Raw genomic sequence first — 16,639 nt, forward strand, 5'->3', positions numbered from 1 at the left:
ATCAATAAGGTTAAAATATTTCTAAAATTTTAATGCCAGTGTGGCATCAACTTTAAGTAATTCGCGTTTGAAAATTTGCTGGATAATATTCAATGCTTCTTCGCTTTCTGCTTCAAAGCGCAAGGTAAGCGCTGGCGATGTATTAGATGCGCGTACCAAACCCCAGCCTTTGCTGTAATCGACACGAATACCATCAATAGTGGTGACATTGCCTTGTTGGAAGTCACCAGTTTCGGCTAATTTTCTGATCAGCTCAAACTTTGTTTTGTCGGGCACCGGAACTTTGATTTCGGGTGTTATCAATAGTTGCGGAAAGGCGGAGAAAATGTCGTCAATACTTTGGTCGCGCAGCGTAATAATTTCCAGCAAGCGCGCCATAGCGTAAATGCCGTCATCAAAACCATACCAGCGATCTTTGATAAAAATATGACCGGAATATTCACCGCCAATTAATGCGCCAGTTTCAACCATTTTTGCTTTCATTGGCGAATGACCGGTTTTCCACATAATTGGGCGACCGCCGTAACCACTAATTACCTGATTTAATTGACGTGAACATTTCACATCAAATAAAACATCGGCACCAGGATGACGCGCCAAAATATCTTTAGCAAATAACATCAATAACCGATCAGGCCAGATGATATCGCCTTTAGCTGTGACTACCACTAAACGGTCGCCGTCGCCGTCAAATGCGACACCGATATCTGCATTCACTTCTTTAACTTTTTCAATCAGCGCAAATAAATTGTGTTCTTGCGTTGGATCGGGATCATGGTTAGGGAAAGTGCCGTCCAAATCACAATAGAGCGGCGTAACCTGACAACCGAGCTCTTCAAATAATTGTGGTGCAACAATACCCGTTACTGCATTGCCCGCATCTATCACCATAGATACATCGCCCGCCAAAGCAACGTCGGAAAAAATGCGCTCAATATAATGCGGAATAATTTCACGGAAACTTTCTTCACCAATACCCTGATGCACTTGCTCGCTTAAAATTCGCAAACGCAATTCTGTTATAGCTTCATCAGCCAGCGCATTATTATTAATTACAACTTTGAAGCCGTTGTATTCTGCTGGATTGTGGCTGGCGGTAACCATTACGCCACTGCGAACATCGGAGAAATGATAGGTGGCAAAATACATTAAAGGTGTAGGCACAATACCCACGTTCACTACATTGCAACCGGAACGTAAAATACCTTTGATCAATGCGTTAGTTAATTCTTGACTGTGAACCCTACCATCGCGCGCTACGATTAATGCACTTTCACCTTTATCAAGCGCCTCACTGCCTATAGCCTGGCCGATTTTTTCCGCGAGGCTCGCATCTAAATCTTTTCCTACCACGCCACGAATATCGTAGGAGCGAAAAATATGCGCAGGCACACTGGACTCATCGACAGATTTGGTTGCCGTTTCAATCGCTTGTTTTTTGTTGCTGGTATCGTGCAGGCCCAAAATATTTTCGTCTTCGTCAATAACGGCAATATCCAAAATATCCTGCTTTTGGAACAAGGGGTTTGGTGCATGCTCGACCAAGGGAGCTGTAGTCGTTTTATTTACATCTGCAACAGTCGGCGCTAATTGCTGTTCGGCTTCTTGCTCAACTTTGGCGAGGAATCGACTTAAAATTAGCGCCAGGAATAAACTTAAGGCAACGCAGCAACCCATTGCCAACAGCCATAATGTTGGAGCTTCTTCTGCATTAGCAACCAAGGCTTCAGAAGCGGTAAATTTTATTTCCCAGTTGCTATCGGGTATGACTAATGACTGACTCGGAAGTGCGCCGCCTGTGCCGAATTTAAATACGGAAAGCGCGGGGGAATTGGCAAATTTTTGCTGCAGGATTTTTTCGCCATAACCATTATCTGTACCTTGCAATACTTTCTTAAGTTGGTCGCCATCCAGCGTTAGCATTAATGTGCCAATTAAGGGTAAATCTTTGCCCGCTGTTACTGGCGCAACAAAATGAATTTGCCATTTCTCATTAATTAAAGCGGCCTCTGCGTAAGCTTTTCCTCCGCGTTCAGCGCGGCGCAATAAATCCAGCTCGGCATAGCGAATGGGAACAACGCCGTTGGGATCAACCTCCAACTCACCCGCTATTAAAATTTTTAAATCCAGCGCGTTTGCGATGGGCTCAGAAAAAGATTTAGATAATATAGTGAACGATTCTTTATTTTTTTCATTCAAGGCTTGGATAAGCGAAGTATTTTTCGTAAGTTCATTTAAGGCGTTTTGATTGTCGTTGAGATATTTGCTAACGACCTTTGCACCTGAATCTAATTCCTGTTGGATATATTTTTGTTGGTTGGCATGAGTGACATCTTCTACCATGACTCCATATAAAAAATACGCCAGAATCAAATTCAACAACAACGCCACGCCCAGCATAATAAATAATAAGCGCTGCTGCGCAGCCGCTTTGCGTTTGGCTTGCTCCTGCGCGCGCGCGGCTGCCCGTGACCCTGCACTTGAAGGTGAAGGAATGGCGATGTGCGGAATGGGTGCCAGCCCCGGTTTATTTATTTTGTTATCGAGATCGTCCACATTGTCCCCTAAGTGGTCTAATTACAGTGGTCTATTTGATAGCAGTGATTAAAGTGGTTTTGATTTAAACGTAAAAATTCGATTTTAAGTCGTTCAACTGTCTTTAAATTTCTGCGCAAACAGCGCGATTAACTCGCGTGCTAATTGCTGTTTGCTGCGTTGACTTATTTCCTGTTGCCCGGTTTTGTCGATTACCGTGACGGCATTGTCGTCGGCATTAAACCCTATGCCAGTGACCGCAATATTATTGGCAATAATTAAATCCAGATTTTTACGCGCTAGTTTTTGTTGCGCGTATGCAATCAGGTTTTCACTTTCGGCTGCAAAACCTACGGTAAAAGGTTTCTCAGCCAAGGCGGCAATTGTGGCCACTATGTCTGGATTTTTTACGAATTCCAGGGTGAGGTTTGCATCACCCGTTTTTTTAATTTTTTGCGCAGCTACCTGCACGGGGCGATAGTCTGCCACGGCGGCGGCAGCTATAAATACATCACACCCAGCCGCTTGTTGCAGGCTCGCGGCCAGCATTTCTTCGGCAGTGGTTACAGCAATAAATTCAAGCCGATCCGGCGCCGCTAATTGGGTTGGCCCGGAAATAAGCACCGTCTGCGCACCTGCTTCAACCGCTGCCTGAGCCAGTGCGTATCCCATTTTGCCAGAACTGTGATTGCTGATGTATCGCACAGGGTCAATGGCTTCCCGGGTTGGGCCGGCCGTGATGACCACTTTCTTACCGGCAAGTGCACCTGTAACAAACAAGCTGGCCGCTGCGTCAACCAAGGCTAAAGGTTCGAGCATTCGCCCCGGGCCCACGTCGCCACAGGCTTGCTCGCCCGCAGCGGGGCCAAAAATATGAATCTTGCGCTCAATAAGTATTGCAACATTAGCTTGCGTACTGGCATTGCGCCACATGCCCTGATTCATCGCCGGTGCTATGGCGATGGGCGCCGCAGTTGCCAGACACAATGTTGTTAGCAAATCATCACCCTGACCTTGTACCAAGCGAGCCATAAAATCCGCACTGGCGGGGGCGACAAGAATCAGGTCGGCCCAGCGCGCCAATTGGATATGCCCCATACCCGCTTCAGCTTCCGGGTCGAGCAAGGTTGTGTGAACCGGATTGCCCGAGAGCGCTTGCATGGTGAGCGGCGTAATAAATTCCTGCGCTGCGGTAGTCATTACCACCCGCACCTCGGCCCCCGCATCTTGTAAGCGGCGCACCAGATCGGCACTTTTATAGGCAGCAATACCGCCGGTCACACCCAATAGAATGCGTTTATTAGCGAGCGAACTCATAGGAAGATCTTAATTAGTTGTAGTGAATGATCACTATGCAATTGTAGCGCAATGTAACTGACTACTAACCTGAGAAAAAGCCAATATGGGAATAAACCGCCAAATGTCAGGATTATTTGGCGGCAAATGGAGAGCTGCCATTTATTTGAGCAGGACAATATTAGCTTCGGCGAGATAACAATCCGTTTGCAATAAACCTTTATTGGGATGGAAGGATGTGGTGGAGACTATATTGCTATCGCGCGTTAGCAGCGTGCTTACCTTCGCCTCCGCAAAATTGAAATAGTAGAGATCTGACTCCCGGCAAAGGCCGCCGCGAATAAAATAAGCACCCCCATCATCCACCCTGAGCAAACGGCTGTTTTCCTCAATCATCGGAGCCAATTGCTCCAGGCTGTCGTCCTTGTGGCGTAAGACCCACAAACCTTGCTCACCCACATATTGGAAGTAAATATCGCCCTCGTGTTCAATCGCCGAACCCACGGAACCAAAGGTGAGTTGTTTTTGTTGTTGGTTCTGGGTGTTGATTCGCCACAAATTTCGGATTTCGCCATTGGTTTTAAGCACCAGCGCGCGTTGGCTTTCGGGGTAATAGGCGATGGGCTCCATGCGCTCAGTTTCATTCAATAGCTGCGCTGTCTCTGCCGTTTTGAAGTTGTACTGATAAAGACTTGAACCCGCACTAAAAATTAAATGTTCGCCATTTTGCGACCAGACAATAACGCCTACTTTTTTGGGGATTGGCTGACTGGTTAGCTGCCGCTCCTGACCGGCCTCAACTAACCACAAATGAATCTGGTTGTTGCGCACAGAGGCATAGACCACACGCTCACCGTCAGGCGAGAAGCTTGCGCTGTAATTGAAATCGGCGTTGTCGGTCAATTTTGTTTTCTTCGCATCTAACGCCATCAAGAGAATATTGGAGCTGCGTTTTTCTTCGGTGTAGAAAATAGCATCGCCGTCAGGCCGAAAGCGCGGGCGGGAAAATACGCGGTCTTTAATATCTGTTAACGGAATTTGGGTTTGCTCGCCGTCCAGGTAAAGCGTGAAGAGTTTTCGTTCGTCCTCAGCGTAAATCAATATGCCGCTGCCATCGGGAATCCAGCTGATATCCGCCATGGCGACGTTCAGTTGCCAACGGCTGATGCGCGACTGGTTTTCGTTTAAGAAATCAATCTGCACTGTATTTTTGCGCATGCTAGCCAGTGCGGTTTTTTTGTTGAGCACTGCGCTGGCGATGGGATTGGATACACCTTCCAGCTCTTCCAACATACTCAAACGCTGATCCTGAATCGAATAGCGATAGCGCGCGTTGCGCGAATTAGGACCCTGCTTGGCAACAAACTCCAGGGCGGTATCATCCCACCAAGTCACGCTGGAAATACGCCCCTGCCACTGGCTGAGCAATTGTTTTTCCAGCAAGCGATTGTTGGCGAGGTCGAGTGAAAAAATGTGGAATGAATAGAGGTAGTTAGGTTTTTCGTAGAAATTAGGACTAAAAGGCAAGCCTTCACTGCGCTTCACTTCTACGGCAACCAAATGCTGGCCGGTAGGGGACCAAGCCATTTTGAACCAGGAACCATGGCTGGTCGCAATGCGCCAATCCTTACCTGAGTTGTCGCGAATCACAATCTCACTTTCAGTTTCACCTTTGCGGTTGGCATTGAATTTTTCCCGAATATAAGCCACGTGGTTATTATCGGGGTGAGGAACCGCATTGCGCTCATGACCGGTTTCGTTGGTGTAGCCCTGGGTAGAATGAAAAACGGTTTTATGGTTTTTAGTGATGGGGATAATGTCTGGACGGCCGCTGTAAATCAGCAAGCCCGCGATAACAATCAACCCAGCCAGACCCGCCCATAAAACCCTACTCGGCCAATGCCAGGTGTTGGGAATGTTTACTGTTTGTTTTGCATCTGCTGGTTTTACTGGCGAGTCAGTCGGGCCAGACTCCGGGAAATGCGGTTCAATTTTTAGTTGGTAGCCGCGCTTGGAATAATGGGCAATCACTTCTTGCTCACCCATTAGCTCTGCCAATGCACTGCGCAATGCATTAATACTTTTTTGCACCGAACCGTGGGTGACTATGCGTCCTTCCCACAATTCCTTAATCAGCTCTTCATTACTAATCACGCGCCCATGATTGCGGGCGAGATAGTGCAACACCGCCATCACTTTGGGCTGAATCTTCAAGGTTTGGCCATGTGCATTCAACGTATTGTGCGGTGGCGATACCTGGACATCGCCAAGCATAAAGCCAGCTTCTTTAGTAACGTCCATTAGCCCTTGCAACCCCTATCCATGTAAATGGAATACAGCTTTGTCATTCAATCACCAGTCAATTTTTCTTATTTAAAGGGCGCCGTTTTGAAGAACTGAACAAACCCTGACCTGAGTGCAATTTTGCAAGATCCAGCCCGCTAAACACAAGTTTAGCTTATGCGTTGATAAATTCTATCTCATTGATTTTTATGATGAATTTTTTGGTAAGTAAAAGGTAAGCGCGAGGTTTTTGTATGGTCAGTGTTTTTTTCGGCAATTGCAATATATTCAATTCACACGCACTCTGCTGTAGAGATGGAGTTTACAGGTGAGCTGGACCTAAGAGTGCTGTTAACAACAACTCAATTAAAGGTAAAGGCTATGAAATACTCACTACTCCTTGTGGCTCTTCTCACTCCTCTCTTCGCTGTGGCCGCCGAAGAACAACAACCTCTCAGCGCTAAAGCACCGCTGGTCTACGTTAACCAAAACCTTGGCTTCAATGTAAAAGGCTTTAAATACAAGCAATCAGAATTCCCCTGCGGAATCGATAAAGTGTTGGTGGAAAATCTGGTTGAACAAGCTCGTGCCGACGGCATCCGCCTGGAGCCCGTTGCAACGGCTGATAAAATCCGTAACGGTGTAGTTCCTGTTCTTGCCATAGATGTTGAACAGTTGGTGCTGGGTGGCGAAGGGCGTCAATTCGGCACTAAACAAGACTCCAACTTGCCTAAAGTACAAGTCACGGCGGCGCTGGTGAAAGGTAAAAACAATATGGTCACCGCCAAACATACTTGCGCCATCATGACTCTCAACGAATTCACACCTTCCAGCAACATACTCGACATGGGTAGTAACGGTGTAACGGTTTGCGCTGCAACACGCAAATGCTTAAAGGACTTAAGTAAAGACGTGGTTGAATGGATTGAGCCACAAATTCAGTAAGCTTTTAATCGATACTTTCCTCGCTCGACCGCATAACCGGCGCAGTTTGTCCGGTTATGCACTCCCTCCCAACTGATTACTACTTGACGCAAAAGCAAAGATTTAGCATTCTTTCCAACACTAATTCTTCGTAATTTCATCCTCATAGTCTTGAGGTTTAGCTAACACCAACAAGGAACGTCTATGTCTATCGCCGATTGGCCCGCCGCTGAACGCCCCCGTGAAAAACTCCTCGAACTCGGCCCTAAGGCCTTATCCGACGCCGAATTGCTCGCCATCTTCCTGCGCGTAGGCTGCGTAGGCAAATCCGCTGTCGACCTCGCCCGCGAGCTTTTGCAGGAATACGGTGGATTGCGCCCGTTATTAGAAGCCAGCCAAAACGATTTTTGTAAGGGTTTGGGCTTGGGCAGCGCCAAGTACGCACAATTGCAAGCCGTGCTGGAAATGGGCCGACGGCATTTGTCGGCAACCATGAAAGAAGGCGATTTGCTCACCAGCCCGGATTTAGTCCGTAACTATTTGAGCGCACAACTGCGCCATCAGCCTCATGAAATCTTTGCCGTATTATTTTTGGATAATCAGAATCGTCTGATTTCCTATGAAGAAATGTTTTACGGAACTATCAATGGAGCGTCGGTTTATCCGCGCGAAGTGGTCAAAAAAGCCTTGGCGAAAAATTCCGCCGCCGTTATTTTGGCCCATAATCACCCTTCAGGAGTCGCGGAACCAAGCCAAGCTGATCAGCGCATTACTCGCCGTTTGCAAGACGCACTGCAACTGGTGGACGTTCGGGTAATCGACCACATGGTAGTCGGCGATAAAGAGGTCATTTCCTTCGCCGAGCGCGGTCTACTGTAAAGATAGCCTTTTTCGGCATCTTTTTTGGCTAAAAAATCAGCTAGTCATTGCTATTGGAAGGCTGTTTTGGTATAAAACGCGGCTCTTTGCGGCAGGGTTGTTTTGGCTACTGAAAAGTGGTGCCAAAGTGAAAACGCCCCGCACAAATTTCCCTGTGAAGTTTGCCTGACTGATTCAAATTTCAGTCCGCGAATTTGAAAATAGGCTGCTTACAACAATGCTCTAAGCTGGTTGTTAGTCTGTGTTACGGCTCCCAGCGCCGCCAACTTAACGGCCGGCTTAGCGCGCTGATTTATTTAATGAGGCAATAGAATGTCTAGAGTATGTCAAGTTACTGGCAAGCGTCCAATTACTGGTAACAATGTTTCTCACGCAAAAAACCACACCAAGCGTCGTTTTTTGCCAAACCTTCACACTCACCGTTTCTGGGTTGAGGCTGAAAAGCGCTTTGTTTCTTTGCGCGTTTCTGCAAAAGGTATGCGCGTAATCGACAAGCGCGGTATCGATGCAGTTTTGGCTGAAGTCCGTGCAAACGGCGAAAAAGTTTAATTAGGAGCTCTCGTCATGCGCGATAAAATTCGTCTTAACTCTAGCGCCGGTACTGGTCACTTCTACACTACTGACAAGAACAAGCGCACCATGCCAGAAAAAATGGAAATCAAAAAGTACGATCCAGTTGTGCGTAAGCACGTGGTCTACAAAGAAGGCAAAATCAAGTAATTGTTGATAGCTTCGAAAAAACCCGGCCTTGGTCGGGTTTTTTTACACCTGTATTTACCGCCCATAAAAAAACCGCGATTTCCGCGGTTTTTCTGGCACCTAATTAGCTGTGTTTGACTTACGCCTGCGCATCAAACCCAAGGTAATCAGTCCTATGCCTAGTAATCCCAAGCCCGTTGGCTCCGGCAATGCGACATTTGTTACAACAAATTGGTGATCGTCATAGTCAAAGTCGCCCAAGCTTGGCAAATCTTCAAACGCAATATACCTACCTGCCGGAATCCATGCATCTCCCGCAAAGCTGGCCGTATAGGTGTGATTTTTACCATCTGCGTTATTGGTTGCAGTTGAATACCAGGATGTTGAAGTGGTAAGCACTCGCAGTTCAAACTCGAGTAGATCACCAGCATTAACATTACCGAGCACTATGCTGTCAGCGTATGCTGAGCCATGATTCCATAACCCGTAAACACCGGTAGAGACGCCGTTTACCCGCACTCCTATTTCACTGTTATAAGCAGCTTCAGTTGCATAAAAGTACGCCGTAAGTTGGCCGGTAGCAGTTGCTATAAATGAGTTGGCGGGAGCCTCAGTCCCAACAAGGTTGTAGGGGATTGAAGCCGCATTTGCAGTTAATGCGGTACAGCTGAAAAGAACACTTGCAATAAAACCGATTTTTTTTGACATCATGCATCTCCTCAATTAAAAAATATTTAATTTCGCCTATGCATACAGCCAAATAGCTTCAGCAATTTCTATTCCTTCAAAATAAAAGAAATAAAAATCATATAGATATTAATTTTGCACATTAAAAGCGACAGCCTTTTGTTAAAAACATCGACACGATTTCGCCGACAGATTTACATTTCTTGATCTAGACTCATAAGACTCTAATAAATTTAAGACACTTCCTATGAGCGAAATACGTGGTCTGGATGCGTGGATGCGCGCCCTCTCTGATCAGGACATGCCCACCCTGAACTCGGTGGTTAAGGATATTTGCGAGCTCAGCGATGACGACGAATGCCGTACCGATGACTTAACCAAGATTATCTTGCGCGATGCCAACCTGACGTCCAAAGTTCTGAAAATCGCCAATTCGATTCACTACAATCGATCATTTATGCCTATCAAAACTGTGTCCCGCGGCATAGTTCAACTGGGCTTCGACAATCTCAAAAACATCACTTTGGCGAGCAGCTTGATCGACAGCTTTTTGCGCGGTAAACCCAAGGCGCTGCTGATCGAAAGCTTGGCCAAATCTTTCCATGCCGCGGTGCAAGCGCGAGCACTGGTGCCATACCTCAACGGCGAGCACAAAGAACAGGTATTTATCGCGGCGCTGTTACGCAACATAGGCGAGCTTGCGCTGCTGTCCACAGGGCGTGAGGCGGCTGAGCGATTTGTCATTGAACGCAATCTCCACCCCGAAAATGAAGCAGCCATTTCCCGCGAGCTATTAGGGGTGGATATCAATCAAATCAATCGCGGCTTGATTAAAGAGTGGTCGCTAGGTGATCTTGCCCGTGAAGCCAGCGAAGAAAATGCGCGGCCAACTACCATGGCCAGCGCCGTTAATTTAGGCAATGAATTGAGCAAGTACATCCACAAAGGCGTCAATTCGCCTGAGATGGAACGCATTTACCAGCATATGGCGAAACTATGCGGCATTACCCAAGCCGCCGCGAAAACCCAAGTCGCACAGATGGCGGAAGAAGCGGCAGTGATCGCCAAAAGCTACGGCGTTGAGGTGCTTTTACAAGCGCTGCCAGACACCCAGGTAGCAGAAGAGCTTGCTGAAGAAGCACCGCCACCACGCACGGGTTACGAGTTTCAACAACATATCAACCAGATCCATAAAATCATGTTTGAAGGTGGAGATATCTCCAAGATTATGCAGCTCTCTGTCGCCGCGCTTTATGAGGGGTCAGGCATAGCTCGTGTAACCATTTCGATGCTGGATTACAAAGCCAAATCCCTGGATATCCGCTATGTAGCTGGCAAGGGCACGAATCTCTGGCGGCAGAGTGTCAAAATCGAACTGGACAAGTTGCACAAGGGCGAATTGCTGCATGAGTTCCTCCGGGTTCAACAACCCGTGTGGTATCAGCCTGCCCAAGGCGTGAAACCCTTGGGAGCCCTGAGCGCACTGTCCCCAAAAGGTGATGTAATGCTTGCGCCCCTGAAAATTGATAAACGATTAGTCGCCATTCTTTATGCCGACGGGGCGGATCACAAGCTGCTGGCTCGCCAATTTGAAGATTTTCAACTCATTGCTAACCAACTTAACCTTATCCTCAAGGTTAACGCCGCACAGGCTGCCCACTGATAGTATCTCAGCAGATTACAGGCAATAAAAAACCCGCCGAAGCGGGTTTTTTTACGAGCCTAACGAATTAAGCGCGTTTGAAACGACGGGTAGCTACCAAACCAAACACGCCCAAGCCCATCAATACCAGAGTCATTGGCTCAGGTACAGCAGTCTTGCGGAACGCGTGGTTATCGCTCTCAAAAGCAAAACCGTTGCTGGTGATTTTTACGGTATCAAATTTCGCAGCACCAAAATCAAAGTTGATGTAGCGGTTTGAAGCCCATGCAGTTTGGTTGCCATCAGCAGTCAAAGTTGGCAATTGAGCACCGGTGTAGCTGGCAACCTGAGTATTACCCAAAAGGAAGGTAATGATGTTGTAGGTATCAATTGAACCCCAAAACAAACCAAAGTAGTCAGCGGTAGTACCCAATTTCAAGGTAGCACTGAGGCTGGTAGCGCTTGGATTAGGTACGCTCAAGTAGTTGGTAGCATCGGTAAAAGGAGCTGCATATTTGCCGCTGGAAAAGCCAGAAACAATAGCAAAATCGCCAGAGCAAGATGCATAACCGGCACAAGTACCGCTATCAAAAGTCACAGTAGTAACACCAGCAACAGTGCTGGTCAGTTGGTTAGCAGCAGATGCAGTGATAACGACAGCGTTAGCACTTGCTGAAACCACGAGGCTGGCGACAACCAGCGCAACAGATTTAAAGATCCTGTTCATGTAAAAAGCTCCGATAGATCAATTTAAGTTAATTTAGACGACAATTATACAAAGTTTGTAGAGCGAAATTTGAACTAAATGTCTTGATAGTTTTAATTACATCAAATTTACAATGAGAACTGTATCACATAAATTATCATTGTCCAATTTTTAAGCGACATTTGGATATTTTAAGCGACAGAAAATTCATTTTTTGTCATAAGTAGTGATTTTGTTCTAGCCAGCCGTTATTTCTGGCAAGCTGTCCTTGTACTTTTAGCCTTGGATTTGCCGACCTATGCCCGAGTTACCCGAAGTCGAAACCACCCTGCGCGGCATCATGCCTCATATCCAAAAGCGCAAAATATCCAAAGTTGTAATCCGTCAACCACGCTTGCGCTGGCCTATTCCTGACGAGCTGGTAGGGCTTGTTGAGGGCCAACAATTACTCAATATCAGCCGCCGCGGCAAATACCTTTTATTCGAGTTTGCGCAAGGCTACGCACTGATTCACTTGGGAATGTCCGGCAGCTTGCGCATAGTTTCTGCCAACACACCCGCCAATGCCCACGACCATTTCGATTGGGTTTTTGGTGATATCGCCCTGCGCTACCATGATCCGCGCCGCTTCGGTTGCCTGCTGTGGTTAGAAGGCGAGCCCCAGGAGCACAAACTCCTCGCCGCACTTGGACCTGAACCTCTTACCGAGGAGTTCACGGCCGACTACTTGTACAAGCGCAGCCGTAAAAGAACCCAAGCCGTGAAGCAATTTATTATGGATAGCCATTTGGTGGTGGGGGTAGGGAATATTTACGCGAACGAATCCCTGTTTATGTCGCGCATAAAACCCATCCGCAAAGCTGGCACGCTTACACGTCAGAATTGCGAAGATCTGGTCAGGAATATCAAATTTGTACTGGCGCGATCCATTGAGCAGGGCGGAACTACCTTGCGAGATTTTGTGGGCGGTGATGGAAAGCCCGGTTACTTCAAACAGCAGCTACTGGTTTACGGACGCGGCGGCGAAGCCTGCACTGAATGCGGTAAATTCTTAAAAGAAGTACGCATGAATGATCGAACAACGGTTTACTGTGTGGACTGCCAGAAATAAATTTTCCGCCATAAAAAAGCCCCGCAAGAGCAGGGCTTTTTTCAATCACAAAATATTATTCTGCTGGCACCAAACCTAAGTTTTTTACGATCTGCGCCGTAGGCTCAGTTTGGTTCATGGTATAAAAATGCAAACCGGGTGCTTCGTTTTCCAAGAGAACTTCGCACAGCTCTGTTACTAAATCCACACCAAACGCACGCAAGCTTGCATCGTCATCGCCGTAATTTTCCAGCGCCTTACGCAGCCAACGCGGAATTTCTGCGCCGCATGTATCAGAGAAGCGCGTTAAATTGCGATAGTTAATAATGGGCATAATGCCGGGGTAAATAGGTTTGGTAATACCGGCTTTGCGCGTTTGTTCGATAAAATAAAAATAAGAATCCGGGTTGAAAAAATATTGCGTAATAGCGCTATCAGCACCCGCATCAAATTTTCCTTTCAGAAAACTAATATCATCACTATAACTTTTAGCTTGCGGATGAATTTCTGGATAGGCCGCTACTTCCAAATGAAAAGTGTTGCCAAAATGCTGGCGAATAAAAGCTACCAATTCGTTAGCATAAACGAGTTGCTGTTGGCCGCCCATACCGGATGGAACATCACCACGCAAAGCCACTATGCGATCTACGCCAAAAAATTTGTATTCATTCAGCAGCTTTAAAATTGTTGCTTCGTCATCGCTACCAAACGATAAATGAGGCGCAATGCTAATGCCATCATTTTTAAATTGAGTGACTACACCTTTGGTGTTATCGCGCGTTGAGCCACCGGCACCGTAGGTTACCGAGAAGAAATCTGGCTCAAATTCATTGAGCTGGTCGCGTACCTTAATTAGCTTTTCTTTTCCTTCCGATGTCTTCGGCGGAAAAAATTCAAAACTTAAACGCGGTTGTGAATCGTTCATTTTTCATTCCTGTAGGTTGGGTTTGACTACCCAACACTTGCTTGTCCTGTTGGACCGCCATGTCTGTGCGGCGCGGCCCAACCTACGGAAAATAATTAATACTTGTAAGATTCTGGCTTAAACGGACCTTCAACAGCGAAGCCAATATATTCTGCTTGTTGCGCAGTCAATTTGGTAATCACACCACCAAAACCTTCCACCATATCTTTTGCAACTTCTTCGTCTAATTTTTTCGGCAAAACGCGAACATACAAATGTTCTGCTTTTTGTTCCGCAGGAAGGTCAGCAAATTTGCGCTCGTACAAATACATTTGCGCTAACACTTGGTTTGCAAAAGAACCATCCATAATGCGTGATGGGTGACCAGTTGCGTTACCGAGGTTTACCAAACGACCTTCTGACAAAATAATCAAATGGTCGTTAGTGGCTTTATCGCGATACACTTTATGTACTTGTGGTTTAACTTCTTCCCACTCCCAATTTTTACGCATGTAAGCGGTATCGATTTCGCTATCAAAGTGACCGATGTTACACACAACGGCGCTACGCTTTAATGCACGCAACATTGCGGAGTCGCAAACGTTTACGTTACCGGTTGTGGTGACAACTAAATCGGTTGTGCCAAGAACTACGTGATTGATATCTTCGTATTTGCCGGTGTTAATACCGTCGTTATAGGGAGACACAACTTCGAAACCGTCCATGCATGCTTGCATTGCACAAATAGGATCGATCTCGGTAACTTTTACAATCATGCCCTCTTGACGCAGTGATGCAGCAGAACCTTTACCCACATCGCCGTAACCAATTACCAATGCTTTTTTACCTGCGAGCAAATGATCGGTGCCGCGTTTAATCGCATCGTTCAAGCTGTGACGACAACCGTATTTGTTGTCGTTTTTACTTTTGGTTACTGCATCGTTTACGTTGATGGCTGGAACTTTCAAGGTACCTTTTTTCAACATCTCCAACAAGCGGTGCACGCCGGTGGTTGTCTCTTCAGAAATACCGTGAATTGAGTCGAGCATGTGCGGATATTTTTCGTGAACGATTTGGGTTACGTCGCCGCCGTCATCGAGAATCATATTCGCAGCCCATGGCTTGCCATCTTTCAAAATAGTTTGTTCGATGCACCACCAGAATTCTTCTTCGGTTTCACCTTTCCATGCAAACACTGGAATGTTTGCAGCGGCAATTGCGGCAGCAGCGTGATCTTGCGTAGAGAAAATATTGCACGATGACCAACGCACTTCTGCACCGAGTTCAACCAAAGTTTCGATCAACACTGCCGTTTGAATTGTCATGTGAATACAGCCAATAATTTTTGCATCAGCTAGTGGTTTTGAACTTTTGTATTTACGACGCAACGCCATCAATGCTGGCATTTCGCCTTCAGCAATTTCAATTTCTTTACGGCCCCAGGTGGCGAGGGACATGTCGGCAACTTTGTAGTCAGTGAAGCTCATGATGTATTTCCTGTCGTTCAACGAAATGATTCGCTGATTTTTGTTTCCGTCATTCTCGCGTAGCGGGAATCCAGCCCTTAAAAGATAAAGTGAACTGCTGGGTCCCCGCTGCGCGAGGATGACGACGGATATATAAATGCGTTGTGCGAAAAATTTTGAAAATTAAAGCGCTTTCTTCAATGCATCCGCTTTGTCAGTTTTTTCCCACGTGAAATCAGGAAGCTCGCGGCCAAAGTGGCCGTATGCTGCTGTTTGACGATAAATAGGGCGCTTAAGATCCAGCATTTCAATCAAACCACGTGGACGCAAATCAAAGTGTTCGCGCACTAATTTCACGATTTCTGCATCTGGTAATTTGCCAGTGCCAAAAGCATTCACAGAAATAGATGTTGGTTCAGCAACACCGATAGCGTAGCTCACTTGAATTTCCAAACGATCAGCAATGCCCGCTGCTACTAAATTTTTTGCAACGTAACGACCAGCGTAAGCAGCTGAGCGGTCAACTTTTGATGGATCTTTACCAGAGAATGCACCCCCCCCGTGACGCGCCATGCCGCCGTAAGAATCCACAATAATTTTACGGCCTGTTAAACCGCAATCGCCCACTGGACCGCCGATAATAAATTGACCAGTTGGGTTGATGTGATATTGCGTACCCGCGTGCAACCATTCTGCTGGCAAGACTTGGTTAATAATTAATTCACGTACCGCCTCATGAATTTCAGATTGTTTTACATCCGGGCTGTGTTGCGTAGAAAGCACAACAGCATCTACAGCAACAGGCTTGCCGTTTTCGTAACGCAAAGTCACCTGGCTTTTTGCATCAGGACGCAACCAGGGCAAGACGCCGTTTTTACGCAATTGCGCTTGTTTTTCTACCAAGCGGTGCGAATAAAAAATTGGCGCTGGCATTAATACCGAGGTTTCATTTGTTGCATAACCAAACATTAAACCCTGGTCACCTGCACCCATATCTTTATTGGTTGCTTCGTCAACACCCATGGCGATGTCGGATGATTGTTTGCCGATTGCGTTTAATACGGCGCAGCTCGCGCCATCAAAACCAACATCGGATGAGTTGTAGCCGATATCCAGAATTACCTGACGAATTAAATCTTCCAAATCAACATAAGTCGATGTGCGCACTTCACCGGCAACAATTGCCATACCGGTTTTTACTAAAGTTTCTACGGCAACGCGCGCGTTGGGATCATCTTTAATAATGGCGTCGAGCACGGCATCAGAAATCTGATCTGCCATTTTGTCGGGATGACCTTCGGAAACTGATTCGGAGGTGAAGACTGAATATTCGGACATTTTGTTTTTCCTATTAAAAATAAACTCAATTTGAAAATTTCATTTCGCCTGCTGGCGAGTCACTTTTCGTTGCTTGTCCACAAAACTGCATGAAAGCAGTTTTACACAGCGAAGCTGCCCGCAAGGGTGAAAGCCACGGATGGCTTTCATGAACAAAAGTAACCAAAAGAAAAGACACCCAGCTCGTTCC

General features: G+C 46.6%; 14 protein-coding genes. 6 read left to right on the forward strand and 8 right to left on the reverse strand.

Annotation, left to right across the window (positions count from 1 at the left end; all coding sequences use genetic code 11):
• Window positions 1–21: 21 nt before the first annotated feature.
• The 3 genes from IE104_RS16575 to IE104_RS16585 all read right to left on the reverse strand — a co-directional run bounded on the left by IE104_RS16575 (window position 22) and on the right by IE104_RS16585 (window position 6,132).
• Window positions 22–2,556 (reverse strand): phosphomannomutase/phosphoglucomutase, encoded by a 2,535-nt coding sequence (locus IE104_RS16575; RefSeq protein WP_229838037.1) that lies wholly within the window; start codon window positions 2,554–2,556, stop codon window positions 22–24.
• A gap of 93 nt (window positions 2,557–2,649) precedes the next feature.
• On the reverse strand, window positions 2,650–3,852 hold the full coding sequence (coaBC, locus tag IE104_RS16580; RefSeq protein WP_189420536.1) for a bifunctional phosphopantothenoylcysteine decarboxylase/phosphopantothenate--cysteine ligase CoaBC: 1,203 nt from the start codon (window positions 3,850–3,852) through the stop codon (window positions 2,650–2,652).
• A gap of 141 nt (window positions 3,853–3,993) precedes the next feature.
• Window positions 3,994–6,132 (reverse strand): winged helix-turn-helix domain-containing protein, encoded by a 2,139-nt coding sequence (locus IE104_RS16585; protein WP_189420538.1) that lies wholly within the window; start codon window positions 6,130–6,132, stop codon window positions 3,994–3,996.
• 363 nt (window positions 6,133–6,495) lie between these two features.
• Here IE104_RS16585 and IE104_RS16590 point away from each other — a divergent pair, with 363 nt between their 5' ends.
• The 4 genes from IE104_RS16590 (at window position 6,496) to rpmG (ending at window position 8,637) form a co-directional block, all read left to right on the forward strand.
• Window positions 6,496–7,059, forward strand: a complete 564-nt coding sequence (locus IE104_RS16590) for a hypothetical protein (protein ID WP_189420540.1) — start codon at window positions 6,496–6,498, stop codon at window positions 7,057–7,059.
• Window positions 7,060–7,242: 183 nt separating this feature from the next.
• Window positions 7,243–7,917, forward strand: a complete 675-nt coding sequence (gene radC / locus IE104_RS16595) for a RadC family protein (protein ID WP_189420542.1) — start codon at window positions 7,243–7,245, stop codon at window positions 7,915–7,917.
• Between the two features lie 312 nt (window positions 7,918–8,229).
• A complete protein-coding gene (gene rpmB, locus IE104_RS16600; protein WP_189420544.1) occupies window positions 8,230–8,466 on the forward strand; it encodes a 50S ribosomal protein L28 in 237 nt (78 codons plus the stop codon).
• 15 nt (window positions 8,467–8,481) lie between these two features.
• On the forward strand, window positions 8,482–8,637 hold the full coding sequence (gene rpmG, locus IE104_RS16605; protein ID WP_189420547.1) for a 50S ribosomal protein L33: 156 nt from the start codon (window positions 8,482–8,484) through the stop codon (window positions 8,635–8,637).
• A 99-nt stretch (window positions 8,638–8,736) separates the two neighbouring features.
• Here rpmG and IE104_RS16610 read toward each other — a convergent pair whose 3' ends face one another.
• Window positions 8,737–9,327, reverse strand: a complete 591-nt coding sequence (locus IE104_RS16610; protein ID WP_189420549.1) for a DUF4114 domain-containing protein — start codon at window positions 9,325–9,327, stop codon at window positions 8,737–8,739.
• Window positions 9,328–9,550: 223 nt separating this feature from the next.
• On the opposite strand from IE104_RS16610, the gene IE104_RS16615 reads away from it, so the two are divergent.
• The gene (locus IE104_RS16615) at window positions 9,551–10,966 is read left to right on the forward strand and encodes an HDOD domain-containing protein (protein WP_189420551.1); all 1,416 of its coding nucleotides are present in this window, start codon (window positions 9,551–9,553) and stop codon (window positions 10,964–10,966) included.
• Between the two features lie 67 nt (window positions 10,967–11,033).
• Here IE104_RS16615 and IE104_RS16620 read toward each other — a convergent pair whose 3' ends face one another.
• Window positions 11,034–11,672, reverse strand: a complete 639-nt coding sequence (locus tag IE104_RS16620; protein ID WP_189420553.1) for an Npun_F0296 family exosortase-dependent surface protein — start codon at window positions 11,670–11,672, stop codon at window positions 11,034–11,036.
• A gap of 277 nt (window positions 11,673–11,949) precedes the next feature.
• Here IE104_RS16620 and mutM point away from each other — a divergent pair, with 277 nt between their 5' ends.
• Window positions 11,950–12,762, forward strand: a complete 813-nt coding sequence (mutM, locus tag IE104_RS16625; RefSeq protein WP_189420554.1) for a bifunctional DNA-formamidopyrimidine glycosylase/DNA-(apurinic or apyrimidinic site) lyase — start codon at window positions 11,950–11,952, stop codon at window positions 12,760–12,762.
• A 55-nt stretch (window positions 12,763–12,817) separates the two neighbouring features.
• Here the strand turns inward: mutM and metF are convergent, their stop codons facing one another.
• The 3 genes from metF to metK all read right to left on the reverse strand — a co-directional run bounded on the left by metF (window position 12,818) and on the right by metK (window position 16,449).
• The gene (gene metF, locus IE104_RS16630; RefSeq protein ID WP_189420556.1) at window positions 12,818–13,666 is read right to left on the reverse strand and encodes a methylenetetrahydrofolate reductase [NAD(P)H]; all 849 of its coding nucleotides are present in this window, start codon (window positions 13,664–13,666) and stop codon (window positions 12,818–12,820) included.
• Between the two features lie 95 nt (window positions 13,667–13,761).
• A complete protein-coding gene (gene ahcY, locus IE104_RS16635; RefSeq protein ID WP_189420558.1) occupies window positions 13,762–15,132 on the reverse strand; it encodes an adenosylhomocysteinase in 1,371 nt (456 codons plus the stop codon).
• A 162-nt stretch (window positions 15,133–15,294) separates the two neighbouring features.
• Window positions 15,295–16,449 carry a methionine adenosyltransferase gene (metK, locus tag IE104_RS16640; RefSeq protein ID WP_189420560.1) on the reverse strand — a complete coding sequence of 385 codons (1,155 nt, stop codon included), beginning with the start codon at window positions 16,447–16,449 and terminating at the stop codon, window positions 15,295–15,297.
• Between the last annotated feature and the right edge of the window lie 190 nt (window positions 16,450–16,639).

Origin of the sequence: Cellvibrio zantedeschiae (genome assembly GCF_014652535.1) — a bacterium.
Lineage (GTDB): Bacteria > Pseudomonadota > Gammaproteobacteria > Pseudomonadales > Cellvibrionaceae > Cellvibrio > Cellvibrio zantedeschiae.